Here is a 16,181-nt window from a genome sequence, read left to right as displayed (position 1 = left end):
GCCCGGCGGCGGCCCGTTTCCTTGGGCTGAATTTCGGTCCGCGCTGTGGCGCTCCCGGACGCGGTGGCGTTTACTGGCCCGCGCACGACGGCGTGAGAGGGGGAGGGCTGTGTTGCGGAGCTTGGGGCAGAGGCCAGTGACCGGCAGCGGCGAGGACCCGAGGGTGGCGGAGCTGCGGACCGCGGTGTCCCGGCTGCGCCGCGAACTCGCCGCGCTCCCGTCCGAGTTCCCCGACCGTGCCATAGCCGAGGACGAGCTGGCGGCCCTGGCGGCGATGGCCACGGGCGGCCGCCCGGAGATCCCCCGCCTGCGCAGCTCGCTGTTACTGATCGCCGGAGCCATCGGCTCGGTCAGTGCCCTGGCGAGGGGTCTGACCGGCGTCCGGGAGGCCGTGGATCTCTTCGGGGAGCCGACGCAGCGGGGCTAGTGCTGCGATGCTCCCCCACAGCCCGAAAGGCGTGGGAGGTGCCCCTGGCACCGGACGCCGCGAGCTTTCCGGCCGACCTTTCCGGCCACAGCACCGGAGGTGCCGGCCCGGGGGCGCGGGGAACCGTGCGAACGACCACGCACGACACGGCCGCACCCGCCGACGGTGAACGCCCCTGCGGGCTCTCAGGCGCCCGAACTCGCCAGCGCCTGGGACAGCTCAAGGGCGATCTCCTGCAGCACCGGCACGATCTTGTCCGTGGCCGCCTCGGTGACCCGCCCGGCCGGCCCCGAGATCGAGATCGCCGCGGCCGTCGGGGACTCCGGCACGGACACCGCCAGGCACCGCACCCCTATCTCCTGCTCGTTGTCGTCGACGGCGTACCCCGCCCGCCGCACGTCCTCCAGCGCCGCGAGGAAGCCCTCCGGCGTGGTGATGGTCTTCTCCGTGGCGGCCGGCATGCCCGTGCGGGACAACAGCGCCCGCACCTCGTCGTCCGGCACCCCGGCGAGCAGGGCCTTGCCCACCCCGGTGGAGTGCGGCAGCACCCGGCGCCCCACCTCGGTGAACATCCGCATCGAGTGCTTCGAGGGCACCTGGGCCACGTACACGATCTCGTCGCCGTCCAGCAGCGCCATGTTCGCCGTCTCACCGGTCTCCTCGACCAGCCGTGCGAGGTACGGCCGCGCCCACGTGCCGAGCAGCCGGGACGCCGACTCGCCGAGCCGGATGAGGCGGGGGCCGAGCGCGTACCGCCGGTTCGGCTGCTGGCGGACGTATCCGCAGGCGACCAGGGTGCGCATCAGCCGGTGGATGGTCGGCAGCGGCAGGCCGCTGGTGGCGGACAGCTCGCTGAGGCCCACCTCGCCGCCGGCGTCCGCCATCCGCTCCAGCAGGTCGAAGGCACGCTCCAGGGACTGGACCCCGCCGCCGGCGGAGGGCTTGGCGGAGTCGGTGGTGCTGGCGCTGGACGTCGGCACGGCGCGTTCCTTTCGGGGCTGGCAGGAGGGCAGAAGCCTACCCGGCGGCCGGTTGACTCCCTGCTTGTACGTAGCTACGTTCTGCTTGCTGGAATTCTAATTCCGCTTTGTGGAAACGTCCAGAGTGTGTGCGGCCGCGTGCTGACCAGAAGTGTGCCCCTTGACGGCGGAGAAGCGGGAGTGAAGACTCCTTCAACAGAACGTTGAAATCCGTTACGTGAGTGTAAATCCCGTTTCCTGGGCGTAAAACGGCGGTACAGAGAGGGGTTCGGGTGTCCGACGCTGAACTGGTCCTGCGCTCGACGCGCGTCATCACTCCGGAGGGGACACGGGCCGCCGCGGTCGCCGTGTCCGCCGGGAAGATCACGGCCGTCCTGCCGCACGACACCGAGATCCCGGCCGGCGCGCGGCTGGAGGAGCTCGACGACCAGGTCCTGCTGCCCGGCCTGGTGGACACCCACGTGCACGTCAACGACCCCGGCCGCACCGAGTGGGAGGGCTTCTGGACCGCCACGCGGGCGGCGGCGGCAGGCGGCATCACCACCCTGATCGACATGCCGCTCAACTCCCTCCCGCCGACCACGACCACCGAGCACCTGCGGGTGAAGCAGGACGTGGCCCGCGACAAGGCGCACATCGACGTCGGCTTCTGGGGCGGCGCCCTGCCGGACAACGTCAAGGACCTGCGCCCGCTGCACGACGCCGGTGTCTTCGGCTTCAAGGCTTTCCTGTCCCCGTCCGGCGTGGACGAGTTCCCGCACCTCGGCCAGGAGCAGCTCGCCCAGTCCCTGGCGGAGATCGCCGGCTTCGGCGGACTGCTGATCGTGCACGCCGAGGACCCGCACCACCTCGCCGCCGCCCCGCAGCACGGCGGCCCCAGGTACGCCGACTTCCTCGCCTCCCGCCCGCGCGACGCCGAGGACACCGCCATCGCGAACCTGATCGCGCAGGCCCGCCGCCTCCACGCGCGCGTGCACGTCCTGCACCTGTCCTCCGGCGACGCGCTGCCGCTGATCCGCGCCGCCCGCGCCGAGGGTGTGCAGATCACCGTGGAGACCTGCCCGCACTACCTCACCCTGACCGCCGAGGAAGTCCCGGACGGGGCCAGCGAGTTCAAGTGCTGCCCGCCCATCCGTGAGGCCGCCAACCAGGACCTCCTCTGGGAGGCGCTGGCCGACGGCACCATCGACTGTGTCGTCACCGACCACTCGCCCTCCACCGCCGACCTGAAGACCGACGACTTCGCCACCGCCTGGGGCGGCATCTCCGGCCTCCAGCTCAGCCTCTCCGCCGTGTGGACCGAGGCCCGCAGGCGCGGCCACACCCTGGAGGACGTGGTCCGCTGGATGTCCGCCCGAACCGCGGCCCTGGCCGGCCTCGACGCCGTCAAGGGCGCGATCGCTCCCGGCCGTGACGCCGACTTCGCGGTCCTCGCCCCCGACGAGACCTTCACCGTCGACCCGGCCGGTCTCCAGCACCGCAACCGGGTCACCGCGTACGCCGGCAAGACCCTGTACGGCGTCGTGAAGTCCACCTGGCTGCGCGGCGAACGCATCGTCAACGGCGGCGCGTTCACCGAGCCGAAGGGCGCGCTGCTCGCCCGCCCCCAGTAAGCCACTCCCGCATCCACACCCGGCCGACTCCGGAAAGGACCCCCTGATCACCGTGACGGCGCTGCATCAATCTTCACCGGCTCGCTTCACCGGCGACGCGAACCCCTACGGAGGCGGCGACCCGTACGCGGACTACCGCACCGCCGACTTCCCCTTCACCCGGTACGCCAACCTCGCCGACCGGCAGCTCGGCGCCGGGGTCATCGCCGCCAACGACGAGTTCTTCGCCCAGCGCGAGAACCTCCTGGTACCCGAGCGTGCCGAGTTCGACCCCGAGCACTTCGGGCACAAGGGCAAGATCATGGATGGCTGGGAGACCCGCCGCCGGCGCGGCGTCTCCGCCGCGCACCCGTGGCCCACCGCCGAGGACCACGACTGGGCGCTGGTCCGGCTCGGCGCGCCCGGTGTGATCCGCGGGATCGTCGTCGACACCGCCCACTTCCGGGGCAACTACCCCCAGGCGGTCTCCGTCGAGGCCACCTCCGTGCCCGGCTCCCCGTCCCCCCAGGAGCTGCTGGGCGACGACGTGAAATGGACCACGCTCGTCCCGCGCACGCCCGTCGGCGGCCACGCGGCCAACGGCTTCGAGGTCACCGTCGAGCAGCGCTTCACGCACCTGCGCGTCAACCAGCACCCCGACGGCGGCATCGCCCGGCTGCGGGTGTACGGCGAGGTCGTCCCGGACCCGGAGTGGCTCGCGGTCCTCGGCACCTTCGACGTGGTCGCCCTGGAGAACGGCGGCCGGGTCGAGGACGCCTCCGACCTCTTCTACTCCCCGGCGACCAACACCATCCAGCCGGGCCGCTCCCGCAAGATGGACGACGGCTGGGAGACCCGCCGCCGCCGCGACCAGGGCAACGACTGGATCCGCTACCAGCTGGCCGCCCAGTCGCACATCCGCGCGATCGAGATCGACACGGCCTATCTGAAGGGCAACAGCGCCGGCTGGGCCTCCGTCTCCGTCAAGGACGGCGCGGACGGCGAGTGGACCGAGGTCCTGCCGCGCACCCGCCTGCAGCCGGACACCAGCCACCGCTTCGTACTCCCGGAGCCGGCCGTCGGCACGCACGCGCGGATCGACATCTTCCCCGACGGCGGCATCTCCCGCCTGCGGCTGTTCGGCTCGCTGACCGAGCAGGGTGCCGCGCAGCACGCCGCCCGGCACCAGGAACTGGGCGGCTGACCCACCCCCGCGCGCGTGGGGCGCCCCGGCCCGGACAGCACCGGGGCGCCCCGCGTGTCACCCGTACGGACCCGGCTGACGACCCGGCTTCACGGTCCCTGGAACTTACCGGTCCGCCTCCCGCGTTCTTCTTCACGTGACCCTTCAGCAAGAGATCGTCGGCAACGCCATGCAGATGGCGGTCGTCAACCTGCAGCCCGGCCAGACCGTGTACTGCGAGGCCGGAAAGTTCCTGTTCAAGACAACGAACGTCACCATGGAGACGCGCCTGTCCGGCCCCTCCGGCAACGGGCAGCAAGGGCAGGGCGGCGGGGGCGGCATGGGCGGGCTGCTGCGCCAGGCCATGGGCACCGCCATGCAGGTCGGCCAGCGGATGCTCGCGGGTGAGTCCCTGGCGTTCCAGTACTTCACCTCCCAGGGCGGCGAGGGCACGGTCGGCTTCGCCGGCGTGCTCCCCGGCGAGATGCGCGCCCTGGAACTCGACGGCACACGCGCGTGGTTCGCCGAGAAGGACGCCTTCGTGGCCGCCGAGTCCACCGTCGACTTCGGTATCGCCTTCGCCGGCGGCCGCACCGGCATGAGCGGCGGCGAAGGCTTCATCCTGGAGAAGTTCACCGGGTACGGCACGGTGATCATCGCCGGCGCGGGCAACTTCATCGACCTCAACCCGGCCGACTTCGGCGGCCGCATCGAGGTGGACACCGGCTGCGTGGTCGCCTTCGAGGAGGGCATCCAGTACGGCGTCCAGCGGGTCGGCGGCCTCAACCGCCAGGGGATCATGAACGCCGTGTTCGGCGGCGAGGGCCTGTCCCTGGCCACCCTGGAGGGCAACGGCCGGGTGATCCTGCAGTCCCTCACCATCGAGTCCCTCGCCAACGCCCTGAAGAAGGCCCAGGGCGGGGACAAGCAGGGCCCGACGGGAGGCCTCTTCTCGACACACTCCGGCTGAACCGATGAGTTGTGGGTGCGTGCGGGGTCTGAGCTGATGACACAGACCCCGCCCCCGGAAAGAAGGCACCCGCCATGGGCAAGCTCGTCTCCACCGTCTTCGTCACCCTCGACGGCGTCTACCAGGCACCCGGCGGCCCCCGGGAGGACACCCGGGGCGGCTTCGAGCACGGCGGCTGGAGCTTCACCTACGGTGACGACGACTTCGGCCGGTTCGTCACCGAGGTCTTCGCGCGCGCGGGCGCGTTCCTGCTCGGCCGCCGTACGTACGAGATCTTCGCGTCGTACTGGCCGAAGATGACCGACCCCGCCGACCTGATCGCCACCAGGCTGAACGCCCTGCCGAAGTACGTCCCCTCGTCCACCCTGACCGACCCCGGCTGGTCCGGCACCACCGTCATCGGCGGCGACCTCGCCAAGGAGGTCACCGCCCTCAAGGAGCGCACCGACGGCGAGCTCCAGATCCACGGCAGCGGCGCCCTGGTCCGCTCCCTGCTCGACCTCGGCCTCGTCGACACCCTCCACCTGGCCACCTTCCCGGTGGTGCTCGGCACCGGCCTCCGCCTGTTCGCCGAGGGCGCCGTACCGACCGCCTTCACGCACACCGCCGGCCGCGTCACCCCCGCCGGTGTCTCCCTCCAGTCCTACGACCTGGCGGGAAGGCCGCGGTACGGCTCGTACGAGCTCCCGGAAAACGCCTAGCCGGAGATCGTCTCCGCCGGTACGGTGAGCGCGCCCCGTGCGAGCCGCCGACGTCTGCGCACCCCCGCCGAAGACCGGGAGAGCCGCCCCCATGTCGTCGATCGCCGTACCGGGTGCCGCCGCCGCGCCCCGCCGCGCCTGGCACACCGACCTGCCCGTGCTGCTCGTCGCGGTCTGCTGGGGCGCCAGCTATCTCGCGGCCAAGGACATCACCACCGCCCGTACGGTGCTGGCCGTCCTGGTGCTGCGCTTCGCGCTCGCCCTGCCCGTCCTGGCCGTCACCGCCCGCCGCGCCCTGCGCGCGCTGACCGCCGCCCAGTGGCGCGGCGCGGCCCTGCTCGGGCTGGTCCTCAGCGGGATCTTCCTGCTGGAGACCTACGGCGTGGTGCACACCTCGGCGACCAACGCGGGGCTCATCATCAGCCTCACCATGGTCTTCACCCCGCTCGCCGAGGCCGCCGTCACCCGGACCCGGCCCACCCCCGGCTTCCTCGGCGCGGCGCTGCTCTCCCTGCTCGGCGTGGTGCTGCTCACCCAGGGCGGCGGCTTCACCCGGCCGAGCGCCGGCGACCTGCTGATGCTGCTCGCCGCGCTGGCCCGCACGCTGCACGTCCTCGCCATGTCCCGGATCAGGGCCGTACAGGGCGCCGACGCGCTGCCGCTCACCACGGTCCAGCTCGGCGCGTCCGTCGCCGTCTTCGCCGTCCTGGCCGCCGTCCGCGGTGGGCCCGCGCCCTGGACGGCCGCGGCGGCGTTCGGCGCGCGGGACTGGGCAGGGCTGCTGTTCCTGTCGGCGCTGTGCACGGTGTTCGCCTTCTTCGTGCAGATGTGGGCGGTCCGCCGCACCTCGCCGTCCCGGGTCGGTCTGCTGCTCGGCACCGAGCCGCTGTGGGCCGCCGCGGCCGGCATCGCCCTCGGCGGGGAACGGCTCGGCGCGCTGGGGCTCGCGGGCGGCGCGCTGGTGCTGGTGGGGACCGCGTGGGGACGCCGAGCGGCAGGTTAACTTCGCGAAAACTCATCGGACTTGACAGGAAAATCTTCAACTTTGTCGTTGACATGACAACGTCTACGCGCGTCATCATGGCGGCATGAGATTCCCCCCACGCGCCACTCGTGCCGGCGCCGCAGCCGCACTCCTGTCCGCCCTCCTCGTGGGCGGCACCGTCTCCGCCACCACGGCGGACGCCGCCCCCAGGACGGCCGTCGCAGCCGCGTCGGTCGGCAGCATCTGCTACGGCGACCTGCCCTCGCAGGCCCACCACACCCTGGACCTGATCGACCAGGGCGGGCCCTTCCCCTACTCGCAGGACGGCACCGTCTTCACCAACAAGGAAGGCGTCCTGCCCAGCCAGCGGTCCGGCTACTACCACGAGTACACGGTGGTCACTCCCGGCTCCCCGACGCGCGGTGCCCGGCGCATCGTCACCGGCGAGGAGTCCGAGGAGGACTACTACACCTCCGACCACTACGCCACGTTCGACCTGATCGACTTCGGCTGCTGAACCGAACGTTCCCCGGTCGAGGTGTGCGCCGGGCCGGGCGTCCGGGCCGCGCTACCCCGGAGTCCCGGTTCTCCGCGGCGAACAGGCCGGCGGCGCCCAGCACCACGAGGGCGACGCTCGTGTACACCTCGTAGCCGTCGAGGAGACCGATCCGCTGCACGAGTCCACCCACGTGCCAGTGGGTGAACTCGTGCACGAGGCCCAGCAGGCCCTGCACCAGGGCGACAAGCCCGAACAGCTCCAGCACCTTTTTCATGCTCCGGCTCTCGCCCCGCGGCGTGCCCCCGCGCATCGCCCGCGGGGCGCTTGCTGTCCGCCACAGGAATGCTCCGCCACCGGGGCGACAGCACCGAAGGTCCATGGCCGGTGCGACTTTGGTAGGCGATCGGGCGTGCGGGGCGGCCGCCCGGACCGACCGCGCGTAGATTGACCGACCGTGAAGAGTGACGAGACGGCGTCGGCCTCGCGGGAGTTCAACGGCCGCCGGTGGCTGCTCCCGTCCGCCCTGGCCCACGAACTCGCCCCGAACGCCCTGTCCGAGGGCCGGCGGCCGCGCCGGACGGCTCGGGACTGGGTCGTCGACGTGTGCTGCTTTCTGCTGGTCGGCCTCCTGTTCGCGGTGACCGCCGGCACCATGGTGGACGACCCGGGCGTGCCCGACGGCCTGCTGACCGCCGACCTGGTCCTGGGCGCCCTGTGCTGCCCCGCGGTCTGGCTGCGCCGCCGCTGGCCGGTCGGCCTCGCCGTCGCGATGGTCCTCGTCGGCCTGGTGTCCGACAGTTCGGGCTGGGCCGCCATGGTCGCCCTGTTCACGGTCGCCGTGCACCGGCCGTTCCGGTACATCGCCTGGATCGGCGGCGCCCAACTCGCCCTGCTCCCCTTCTATTACTGGCTGCGCCCGGACCCCGACGTCCCCTACGCGGCCGCCGTCGCCTTCGCGACCCTGCTCACCGTCTCCGTCATCGGCTGGGGCATGTTCGTCCGCTCCAAGCGGATGCTGATGCTGAGCCTCAGGGACCGGGCCCACCGGGCGGAGACCGAGGCACGGCTGCGCGCCGAGCAGGCCCAGCGCCTGGCCCGTGAAGCCATCGCCCGCGAGATGCACGACGTCCTCGCCCACCGGCTCACCCTGCTCAGCGTGCACGCGGGCGCCCTGGAGTTCCGGCCGGACGCACCGGGCGAGGAGATCGCCCGGGCCGCCGGGGTGATCCGGGAGAGCGCACACGAGGCGCTGCAGGATCTGCGGGAGATCATCGGCGTGCTGCGGGCCGGCGAGTCCGAGGAGTCGGCCGGCGAGCGGCGCCCGACACTGGCCGCGCTGGACGCCCTGGTCGCCGAGTGCCGCGAGGCGGGCATGAAGGTCGAGCTGGACCACCGCGTCGCCGACCCGGCCACCGTCCCCGCCTCCGTCGGCCGCACCGCCTACCGCATCGCCCAGGAAGCCCTCACCAACGCCCGCAAACACGCCCCCGGCGCCGAGGTCACGCTCAGCCTCACCGGCACGCCCGGCGACGGCCTCACCCTCGCGGTCACCAACCCGCCGCCCACCCAGGAGCCGGCGCCCGTCCCCGGCTCCGGCCAGGGCCTGATCGGCCTCACCGAACGCGCGACCCTGACCGGCGGCCGGCTGGAGCACGGCCGCACATCCGACGGGGGCTTCAGGGTGCGGGCGTGGCTGCCGTGGGCACAGACCGCACCGACGCGCTGACGCCGTCGTCGTACGCCGGCCGGGCCCCGCGGCCCGCCCGCCCCGTGGTTACGTAAGGCCCATGACTCCGATCAGACTCCTCCTCGTCGACGACGACCCGCTCGTACGGGCAGGGCTGGCCCTGATGATGGGCGGGGCCGAGGACATCGAGATCGTCGGCGAGGCCGCCGACGGCGCCCAGGCCGAGGAACTCGTCGCGCGCACCCGGCCGGACGTCGTCCTCATGGACCTCCGGATGCCCTCGGTGGACGGACTCACCGCGACCGAGCGGCTGCGCGCGCGGACCGACGCCCCGCAGGTCGTGGTGCTCACCACCTTCCACGCCGACGAGCAGGTGCTGCGCGCCCTGCGCGCGGGCGCCGCCGGATTCGTGCTGAAGGACACCCCGCCCGCCGAGATCGTCGACGCCGTGCGCCGGGTCGCGGCCGGCGACCCCGTCCTGTCGCCCGCCGTCACCCGGCAGTTGATGCGGCACGCGGCCGGCGGCGCCGCCGACGCCCGCCAGGCACGCGCCCGCGCGCGGCTCGCCGTCCTCAACGACCGCGAACGCGAGGTCGCCGTCGCCGTCGGCCGCGGCCTCGCCAACGCCCGGATCGCCGCGGAACTGTTCATGAGCGTGGCCACCGTCAAGACGCACGTCTCGCGCATCCTCGCCAAGCTCGGCCTCGGCAACCGCGTGCAGATCGCGCTGCTGGCCTACGACGCGGGACTGGTCGACGGGGACGGGCACTAAGCCCGTGCACCGCGCGTTGTCCCGGTACCGGGAGGTGCCCGGCGAGCCTCGGGGGAGTCCGGAAGGGGAACGATGGGCAGGCAACACGTGGTCGATCTGCGGGAGTTCGGAGACGCGCTGCGCACCGACCCCCATCCGGTGTACGCCAGGCTGCGCGAGCAGGGCCCCGTCCACCGCGTGCAGCTGCCGGACTGGGAGGACCCGGCCTGGCTGGTCGTCGGGTACGAGGAGGCGCGTGCGGCCCTCGCCGACCAGCGGCTGGCCAAGGACACCAGCAAGATCGGTGTGACCGTCATGGACCAGGCGATGATCGGCGAGCATCTGCTGGCCACCGATCCGCCCCAGCACACCCGCCTGCGCGCGCTCGTCACCCGCGCGTTCACGATGCGCCGGGTGGAGCAGCTGCGCCCGCGGATCCAGCAGATCACCGACGAGCTGCTGGACGAGATGCTCCCGGCCGGCCGCGCCGACCTCATCGCCTCCCTCGCCTACCCGCTCCCCCTCACCGTCATATGCGAACTCCTCGGCGTCCCGGACATGGACCGCGAGGAGTTCCGCAAGACGTCCACGGAGGTGGTCGCGCCGACCAACGAGCAGACGGGATACGAGGCGGTCGTCCGCCTCGGCGCGTACCTCACCGAGCTGATCGAGGACAAGCGTGGCTCCGGTCCCACCGACGACCTGCTCAGCGATCTGATCCGCACCACCGCCGAGGACGGCGACCGGCTCTCCGCGCAGGAACTGCGCGGCATGGCCTTCCTGTTGCTGATCGCCGGCCACGAGACCACCGTCAACCTCATCGGCAACGGCGTCCACGCCCTGCTGACCCACCCCGCCCAACTCGCCGCGCTGCGCGCCGACATCGGCCTCCTGGACGGCGCCGTCGAGGAGATGCTGCGCTACGAAGGACCGGTGCAGAGCGCCACCTACCGGTTCGCCGCCGAGCCCCTGGAGATCGCCGGTGTGCCCCTCGAACGGGGCGACCATGTGGTGATCAGCCTCACCGCCGCCCAGCGCGACGGCGAGCGCTACGACGACCCGGACCGTTTCGACATCCGCCGCGACACCCGCGGCCATCTCGCCTTCGGCCACGGCATCCACCACTGCCTCGGCGCCCCCCTGGCCCGGCTGGAGGGCCGCACCGCCATCGGCACCCTCCTGCGCCGCGCCCCCGGCCTCACGCTCGACGGCACACCGGGCGAGTGGCTCCCCGGCCTGCTGATGAGAGGAATGCGCAGCCTGCCGGTGCGCTGGTAGCCGCACACACCCCGAGCCCGCGCACCAGGATCCAACGCACTGTCGGCCGTCGACGTCTGCGGCCCCAGCTACGTGTGCGGAGCGTGCTTCGGCTTCGACTGGTAGGGGCCACCCGAGGTGGTCGCCGCACAGGCGGCCGCCGCAGGCGTGACGAGTGCGGCGGGGTCAGCCACCGGGCGGGCGCGGGTGGTCCGGGATGTCGGTGAGGGGGACCGGGCGGTGCTCGCGCCGGGAGAGTTCGCAGGCCTCGGCGATCCGCAGGGCCTGCAGGGCCTCGTGGCCGTCGCAGGGGTTGGGGCGCTCGCCGCGGATCACGTCCACGAAGGCGTTCAGTTCCGCCTCGTACGCGGGTCCGAACCGCTCCAGGAAGCCCGTCCACGGCTTGTCCGCGGGCGGCGGCCCGGTCGGCTCGGTGGACGCGAGCGGCGTGCGGTCGTCCAGGCCCACCACGACCGTGTCCCGCTCGCCGGCCAGCTCCATGCGCACGTCGTAGCCGGCGCCGTTCAGCCGGGTCGCCGTCGCCGTGGCGAGCGTGCCGTCGTCCAGCGTGAGCAGGGCCGCGCCCGTACCGACGTCACCGGCCTCGCGGAACAGCGGGAGGCCGCCGTCCGTACCCGTGGCGTACACCTCGGACACCTGCCGGTCCGTCACCCAGCGCAGCACGTCGAAGTCGTGGATCAGCGTGTCCCGGAACAGCCCGCCGGACAGCGGCAGCCACTCGGCCGGGGGAGGGGACTGGTCGCAGGTCATCGCGCGCACGGTGTGCAGCGGGCCGAGCCGTCCCGAGCGCACGGCCTCGCGGGCGCCCGCGTACCCCGCGTCGAAGCGCCGCTGGAACCCCATCTGCAGAACCGTTCCGGCCGACTCCACCTCGGCGAGCGCCTGCAGCGTGCCCGGCAGGTCGAGCGCGATCGGCTTCTCGCAGAAGACCGGCAGGCCCGAGCGGGCCGCCCGGCCGATCAGTTCGGCATGGGCCGGTGTCGCCGTGGTGATCACCACCGCGTCCACGCCCCAGGTGAAGATCTCGTCCACCCCCGGCGCAGCCGTCTCGCCCAGCCGGTGGGCCAGGTCCTGCGCCCGGGCGGGATCCGCGTCCGTCAGGATCAGCGAACCCACCTCGCGATGGCGGCTGAGCGTTCTCGCGTGAAGGGTGCCGATGCGGCCCGTACCGATGACGCCGATGCGCATGGAAACAAAGTGAGGGCCGACCCCGTACCCTGTCAATGTGTATGTCCGGACAACCGGACTACACAACTTCCCGTCAACCGATCACGGGACTACGCTCAGGGCCGTGCCGAAACCAGATGTGGACCCGACCGTGTCGCTCGACCTCCGTGTGGACCGTAGCTCCCCGGTGCCGTTGTACTTCCAGCTCTCCCAGCAGCTGGAGGCCGCCATCGAGCACGGCAGCCTCACCCCGGGCAGCCTGCTGGGCAACGAGATCGAGCTGGCCGCACGGCTGGGTCTGTCGCGGCCGACCGTCCGCCAGGCCATCCAGTCCCTCGTCGACAAGGGGCTGCTCGTGCGCCGCCGCGGTGTCGGCACGCAGGTGGTGCACAGCCAGGTCAAGCGCCCACTGGAGCTGAGCAGCCTCTACGACGACCTGGAGGCGGCCGGCCAGCGCCCCGCGACCAAGGTCCTGGTCAACACCGTCCTGCCGGCCTCCGCCGCCGTCGCCGCCGCGCTCGGCGTCCCCGAGGGCAGCGACGTGCACCGCGTCGAGCGGCTGCGCCTCGCGCACGGTGAGCCGATGGCGTACCTCGTCAACCATCTGCCGCCCGGCCTGTTCGACCTGGACACCGACCAGCTGGAGGCCACCGGTCTGTACCGGCTGATGCGTTCCGCCGGGATCACCCTGCACAGCGCCCGCCAGTCCATCGGCGCCCGCGGGGCCACGGCCGCCGAGGCCGAACGGCTCGGCGAGTCCGAGGGGGCCCCGCTGCTCACCATGCAGCGCACCACCTTCGACGACACCGGCCGCGCGGTCGAGTTCGGTGACCACACCTACCGTCCCACCCGCTACTCCTTCGAGTTCCAGCTGCTCGTCCGGCCCTGACGGGCACCCCCGGTTCGTCGCAATGTCCGGACAACCGGACGGGGTCGGTGATCCCTGCTGTGTCATGACTGTTACGCGTGTTCGATACTGGAGCGTTTGGGGCCGCCGAGGCGATCGGCGGTCCCTCTGTCCGTCGGAACGCAGCAAGAACACAGCAAGAAGGGGCACTGCCTCGTGGCACGGTTTCGGACCTGGGTAGGCATCGCGCTCGCAGGGGCACTCTCGCTGTCCCTGGGAGCGTGCAGCAGCACGGGAGGCAAGCGGGCCGAGGACGCCCGCAAGGCCGCCGCGGCCCAGGGGAGGGCGGCGGTGAACACCCCGCGCTGGACCTTCGCGATGATCACCCACTCGGGAGACGGCGACACCTTCTGGGACATCGTGCAGAGCGGCGCCAAGCAGGCCGCCGTCAAGGACAACATCAACTTCCTGTACTCGCACGACGACGAGGCCCAGCAGCAGGCCCAGCTGGTGGACGCGGCGGTCGACAAGAAGGTCGACGGCATCATCGTCACCCTCGCCAAGCCCGACGCCATGAAGGCCGCGGTGGCCCGCGCCGAGAAGGCCGGTATCCCGGTCATCACCGTGAACTCCGGCTCCGAGGAGTCCAAGGCCTTCGGCGCGCTCACCCACATCGGCCAGGACGAGACCATCGCCGGCGAGGCCGTGGGCGACGAGCTCGACAAGCGCGGGAAGAAGAAGGCCCTGTGCGTGCTGCACGAACAGGGCAACGTCGGTCACGAGCAGCGCTGCGACGGCGTCGCCAAGACGTTCCACGGCACCCTGCAGAAGCTCTACGTCAACGGCACCAACATGCCCGACGTCCAGTCCGCCGTCGAGGCCAAGCTCCAGGCGGACCCGTCCCTCGACGCCGTCGTCACCCTCGGCGCGCCCTACGCGGACACTGCCGTGAAGGCCAGGGCGGACGCCGGCAGCAAGGCCGAGATCGACACCTTCGACCTCGACGCCAAGGTCGCCGCCTCGCTGAAGGACGGCACCCTCGGCTTCGCCGTGGACCAGCAGCCGTACCTCCAGGGCTACGAGGCGGTCGACCTGCTGTGGGCCTACAAGTACAACGGCGACGTCCTCGGCGGCGGCAAGCCGGTCCTGACCGGCCCGCAGATCATCACCAAGGACCAGGCCGCCGCGCTGGCCGAGTACACCGAGCGGGGCACCCGATGACCCAGACCGATGAAAGGATTCTGCAGCGCTCGCCGCTGCGCAGGCTGCTGCTCTCCCGCCCGGAACTGGGCTCGGTCGTCGGCGCGCTCGCCGTCTTCGTCTTCTTCGGCGTCGCCGCCGACGGCTTCCTGCGCGCCTCCAGCCTGAGCACGGTCCTGTACGCCTCCTCGACCATCGGCATCATGGCCGTACCCGTGGCCCTGCTGATGATCGGCGGCGAGTTCGATCTGTCGGCGGGCGTCCTGGTGACGTCGTCCGCGCTGGTCTCCTCGATGTTCAGCTACCAGATGACGGCGAACACCTGGGTGGGCGCGGGCGTCTCCCTCCTGGTCACCCTCGCGATCGGCGCCTTCAACGGCTTCGTGCTCACCCGCACCAGGCTGCCCAGCTTCATCGTCACGCTCGGCACCTTCCTGATGCTGACCGGCATGAACCTCGGCTTCACCAAGCTGATCGACGGCACGGTCTCCACCAAGACCATCGCCGACATGGAGGGCTTCCCCAGCGCCCACGCCGTCTTCGCCTCGACCCTCACCCTCGGCGGTGTCGACTTCAAGGTCACCATCCTGTGGTGGCTGGGCCTGATCGCCCTCGCCTCCTGGATCCTGCTGCGCACCCGCGCCGGCAACTGGATCTTCGCCGTCGGCGGCAACCAGGACGCGGCCCGCGCGGTCGGCGTCCCGGTCGCCAGGACCAAGATCGGCCTCTACATGGGCGTGGCGTTCGGCGCCTGGATCTCCGGCCAGCACCTGCTCTTCTCCTTCGACGCCGTCCAGTCCGGCGAGGGCGTCGGCAACGAGCTGATCTACATCATCGCGGCCGTCATCGGCGGCTGCCTGATCACCGGCGGCTACGGCAGCGCGATCGGCTCCGCCGTCGGCGCCCTGCTCTTCGGCATGACCAGCAAGGGCATCGTCTTCGCCGAGTGGAACCCCGACTGGTTCAAGTTCTTCCTCGGAGCGATGCTGCTCCTCGCGACCCTGCTCAACGCCTGGGTCAAGAAGCGCGCGGAGGCGACCAAGTGACACTCGTGGAGCTGACCGACGTCAGCAAGCACTACGGCGGCGTCCGCGCCCTGGAAGGCGTCTCCCTGGAGGTCCACGCGGGCCGCGTCACCTGTGTCCTGGGCGACAACGGCGCGGGCAAGTCGACCCTGATCAAGACGATCGCGGGCCTGCACCGCCACGACGGCGGCACCCTGCGCATCGAGGGCGAGGAGACCCACCTCGCCTCCCCGCGCGAGGCCTTGGACCGGGGCATCGCCACGGTCTACCAGGACCTGGCCGTCGTCCCGCTGATGCCGGTCTGGCGCAACTTCTTCCTGGGCTCCGAGCCCCGCAAGGGCGTCGGCCCCTTCAAGCGCCTCGACACCGGCCTCATGCGCCGCACCACCCGCGAGGCACTGCTCCGCATGGGCATCGACCTCAGGGACGTCGACCAGCCCATCGGCACCCTGTCCGGCGGCGAACGCCAGTGCGTGGCGATCGCCCGCGCGGTCCACTTCGGCGCGAAGGTCCTGGTCCTGGACGAGCCGACGGCGGCACTGGGCGTGAAGCAGTCCGGGATGGTGCTGAAGTATGTGGCAGCGGCACGCGACGAGGGCCTGGGCGTCGTGCTGATCACCCACAACCCGCACCACGCGTACTTGGTGGGCGACCGTTTCGTTCTGCTCCGGCGCGGCACGATGGTGGGCAATTACACACGAGACGAAATAACGCTGGACGAACTGACCCAGCAGATGGCCGGCGGCTCCGACCTCGACGCTCTACGCCATGAACTGCAGCGGAGTTAGGGGGCGGGGGGAACCGCGCGACAGGCCACGACGCACCCGCACCGGGCGGCGGTCGCGCACCCCCTCCCCCCGCCCGCGCGCAGCACGCGGCGAGAGCGTGC

General features: G+C 71.9%; 16 protein-coding genes and 1 pseudogene. 14 read left to right on the top strand and 3 right to left on the bottom strand.

The window, feature by feature from the left end:
* Positions 1 to 109: 109 nt before the first annotated feature.
* Positions 110 to 427 (top strand): DUF5955 family protein, encoded by a 318-nt coding sequence (locus IO33_RS0124110; RefSeq protein WP_037685822.1) that lies wholly within the window; start codon positions 110 to 112, stop codon positions 425 to 427.
* Between the two features lie 185 nt (positions 428 to 612).
* Here the strand turns inward: IO33_RS0124110 and IO33_RS0124105 are convergent, their stop codons facing one another.
* Positions 613 to 1,407 carry an IclR family transcriptional regulator gene (locus IO33_RS0124105; RefSeq protein WP_031168436.1) on the bottom strand — a complete coding sequence of 265 codons (795 nt, stop codon included), beginning with the start codon at positions 1,405 to 1,407 and terminating at the stop codon, positions 613 to 615.
* A gap of 272 nt (positions 1,408 to 1,679) precedes the next feature.
* On the opposite strand from IO33_RS0124105, the gene allB reads away from it, so the two are divergent.
* From allB to IO33_RS0124075, 6 genes are all read left to right on the top strand, one after another.
* Positions 1,680 to 3,020 (top strand): allantoinase AllB, encoded by a 1,341-nt coding sequence (gene allB, locus IO33_RS0124100; RefSeq protein ID WP_031168434.1) that lies wholly within the window; start codon positions 1,680 to 1,682, stop codon positions 3,018 to 3,020.
* A 43-nt stretch (positions 3,021 to 3,063) separates the two neighbouring features.
* Complete coding sequence (gene alc, locus IO33_RS0124095) at positions 3,064 to 4,203, top strand: allantoicase (RefSeq protein WP_425347974.1); 1,140 nt, start codon at positions 3,064 to 3,066, stop codon at positions 4,201 to 4,203.
* A gap of 136 nt (positions 4,204 to 4,339) precedes the next feature.
* Positions 4,340 to 5,152, top strand: coding sequence for an AIM24 family protein (locus tag IO33_RS0124090; RefSeq protein ID WP_031168430.1), 813 nt, complete (start codon positions 4,340 to 4,342; stop codon positions 5,150 to 5,152).
* Positions 5,153 to 5,226: 74 nt separating this feature from the next.
* A complete protein-coding gene (locus IO33_RS0124085) occupies positions 5,227 to 5,853 on the top strand; it encodes a dihydrofolate reductase family protein (protein ID WP_031168428.1) in 627 nt (208 codons plus the stop codon).
* A gap of 91 nt (positions 5,854 to 5,944) precedes the next feature.
* Complete coding sequence (locus tag IO33_RS0124080; protein ID WP_031168426.1) at positions 5,945 to 6,856, top strand: DMT family transporter; 912 nt, start codon at positions 5,945 to 5,947, stop codon at positions 6,854 to 6,856.
* A gap of 85 nt (positions 6,857 to 6,941) precedes the next feature.
* Positions 6,942 to 7,355, top strand: coding sequence for a guanyl-specific ribonuclease (locus tag IO33_RS0124075; RefSeq protein WP_031168424.1), 414 nt, complete (start codon positions 6,942 to 6,944; stop codon positions 7,353 to 7,355).
* A 55-nt stretch (positions 7,356 to 7,410) separates the two neighbouring features.
* Here the strand turns inward: IO33_RS0124075 and IO33_RS52655 are convergent.
* Positions 7,411 to 7,611, bottom strand: a pseudogene (locus IO33_RS52655) (hypothetical protein); the annotation flags it as partial.
* Positions 7,612 to 7,791: 180 nt separating this feature from the next.
* On the opposite strand from IO33_RS52655, the gene IO33_RS0124070 reads away from it, so the two are divergent.
* The 3 genes from IO33_RS0124070 (at position 7,792) to IO33_RS0124060 (ending at position 11,053) form a co-directional block, all read left to right on the top strand.
* Positions 7,792 to 9,063 (top strand): sensor histidine kinase, encoded by a 1,272-nt coding sequence (locus IO33_RS0124070; RefSeq protein ID WP_031168422.1) that lies wholly within the window; start codon positions 7,792 to 7,794, stop codon positions 9,061 to 9,063.
* 61 nt (positions 9,064 to 9,124) lie between these two features.
* Positions 9,125 to 9,796, top strand: coding sequence for a response regulator transcription factor (locus tag IO33_RS0124065; RefSeq protein WP_031168420.1), 672 nt, complete (start codon positions 9,125 to 9,127; stop codon positions 9,794 to 9,796).
* A gap of 72 nt (positions 9,797 to 9,868) precedes the next feature.
* Positions 9,869 to 11,053, top strand: a complete 1,185-nt coding sequence (locus IO33_RS0124060; protein ID WP_031168418.1) for a cytochrome P450 family protein — start codon at positions 9,869 to 9,871, stop codon at positions 11,051 to 11,053.
* 165 nt (positions 11,054 to 11,218) lie between these two features.
* Here the strand turns inward: IO33_RS0124060 and IO33_RS0124055 are convergent, their stop codons facing one another.
* Positions 11,219 to 12,241, bottom strand: coding sequence for a Gfo/Idh/MocA family protein (locus tag IO33_RS0124055; RefSeq protein WP_031168416.1), 1,023 nt, complete (start codon positions 12,239 to 12,241; stop codon positions 11,219 to 11,221).
* A 130-nt stretch (positions 12,242 to 12,371) separates the two neighbouring features.
* On the opposite strand from IO33_RS0124055, the gene IO33_RS0124050 reads away from it, so the two are divergent.
* The 4 genes from IO33_RS0124050 (at position 12,372) to IO33_RS0124035 (ending at position 16,080) form a co-directional block, all read left to right on the top strand.
* Complete coding sequence (locus IO33_RS0124050) at positions 12,372 to 13,109, top strand: GntR family transcriptional regulator (protein ID WP_107069362.1); 738 nt, start codon at positions 12,372 to 12,374, stop codon at positions 13,107 to 13,109.
* A 174-nt stretch (positions 13,110 to 13,283) separates the two neighbouring features.
* Positions 13,284 to 14,288, top strand: coding sequence for a sugar ABC transporter substrate-binding protein (locus IO33_RS0124045; RefSeq protein WP_031168412.1), 1,005 nt, complete (start codon positions 13,284 to 13,286; stop codon positions 14,286 to 14,288).
* Positions 14,285 to 15,313 carry an ABC transporter permease gene (locus IO33_RS0124040; protein WP_031168410.1) on the top strand — a complete coding sequence of 343 codons (1,029 nt, stop codon included), beginning with the start codon at positions 14,285 to 14,287 and terminating at the stop codon, positions 15,311 to 15,313. Before IO33_RS0124045 ends, IO33_RS0124040 begins: the two co-directional genes overlap by 4 nt.
* Positions 15,310 to 16,080, top strand: coding sequence for an ATP-binding cassette domain-containing protein (locus tag IO33_RS0124035; RefSeq protein ID WP_031168408.1), 771 nt, complete (start codon positions 15,310 to 15,312; stop codon positions 16,078 to 16,080). The genes IO33_RS0124040 and IO33_RS0124035 overlap by 4 nt, the downstream gene beginning before the upstream one ends.
* The last annotated feature ends 101 nt before the right edge of the window (positions 16,081 to 16,181 follow it).

The sequence above is a fragment of the Streptomyces durhamensis genome, from assembly GCF_000725475.1.
Lineage (GTDB): Bacteria > Actinomycetota > Actinomycetes > Streptomycetales > Streptomycetaceae > Streptomyces > Streptomyces filipinensis.
This window is presented reverse-complemented; position numbering and strand designations above follow the sequence as displayed.

Coding starts and splice junctions, on each gene's coding strand:
- IO33_RS0124085 (WP_031168428.1), top strand. CDS start 5,227: ATGGGCAAGCTCGTCTCCACCGTCTTCGTCACCCTCGACGGCGTCTAC.
- IO33_RS0124080 (WP_031168426.1), top strand. CDS start 5,945: ATGTCGTCGATCGCCGTACCGGGTGCCGCCGCCGCGCCCCGCCGCGCC.
- IO33_RS0124075 (WP_031168424.1), top strand. CDS start 6,942: ATGAGATTCCCCCCACGCGCCACTCGTGCCGGCGCCGCAGCCGCACTC.
- IO33_RS0124065 (WP_031168420.1), top strand. CDS start 9,125: ATGACTCCGATCAGACTCCTCCTCGTCGACGACGACCCGCTCGTACGG.
- IO33_RS0124060 (WP_031168418.1), top strand. CDS start 9,869: ATGGGCAGGCAACACGTGGTCGATCTGCGGGAGTTCGGAGACGCGCTG.
- IO33_RS0124055 (WP_031168416.1), bottom strand. CDS start 12,241: ATGCGCATCGGCGTCATCGGTACGGGCCGCATCGGCACCCTTCACGCG.
- IO33_RS0124040 (WP_031168410.1), top strand. CDS start 14,285: ATGACCCAGACCGATGAAAGGATTCTGCAGCGCTCGCCGCTGCGCAGG.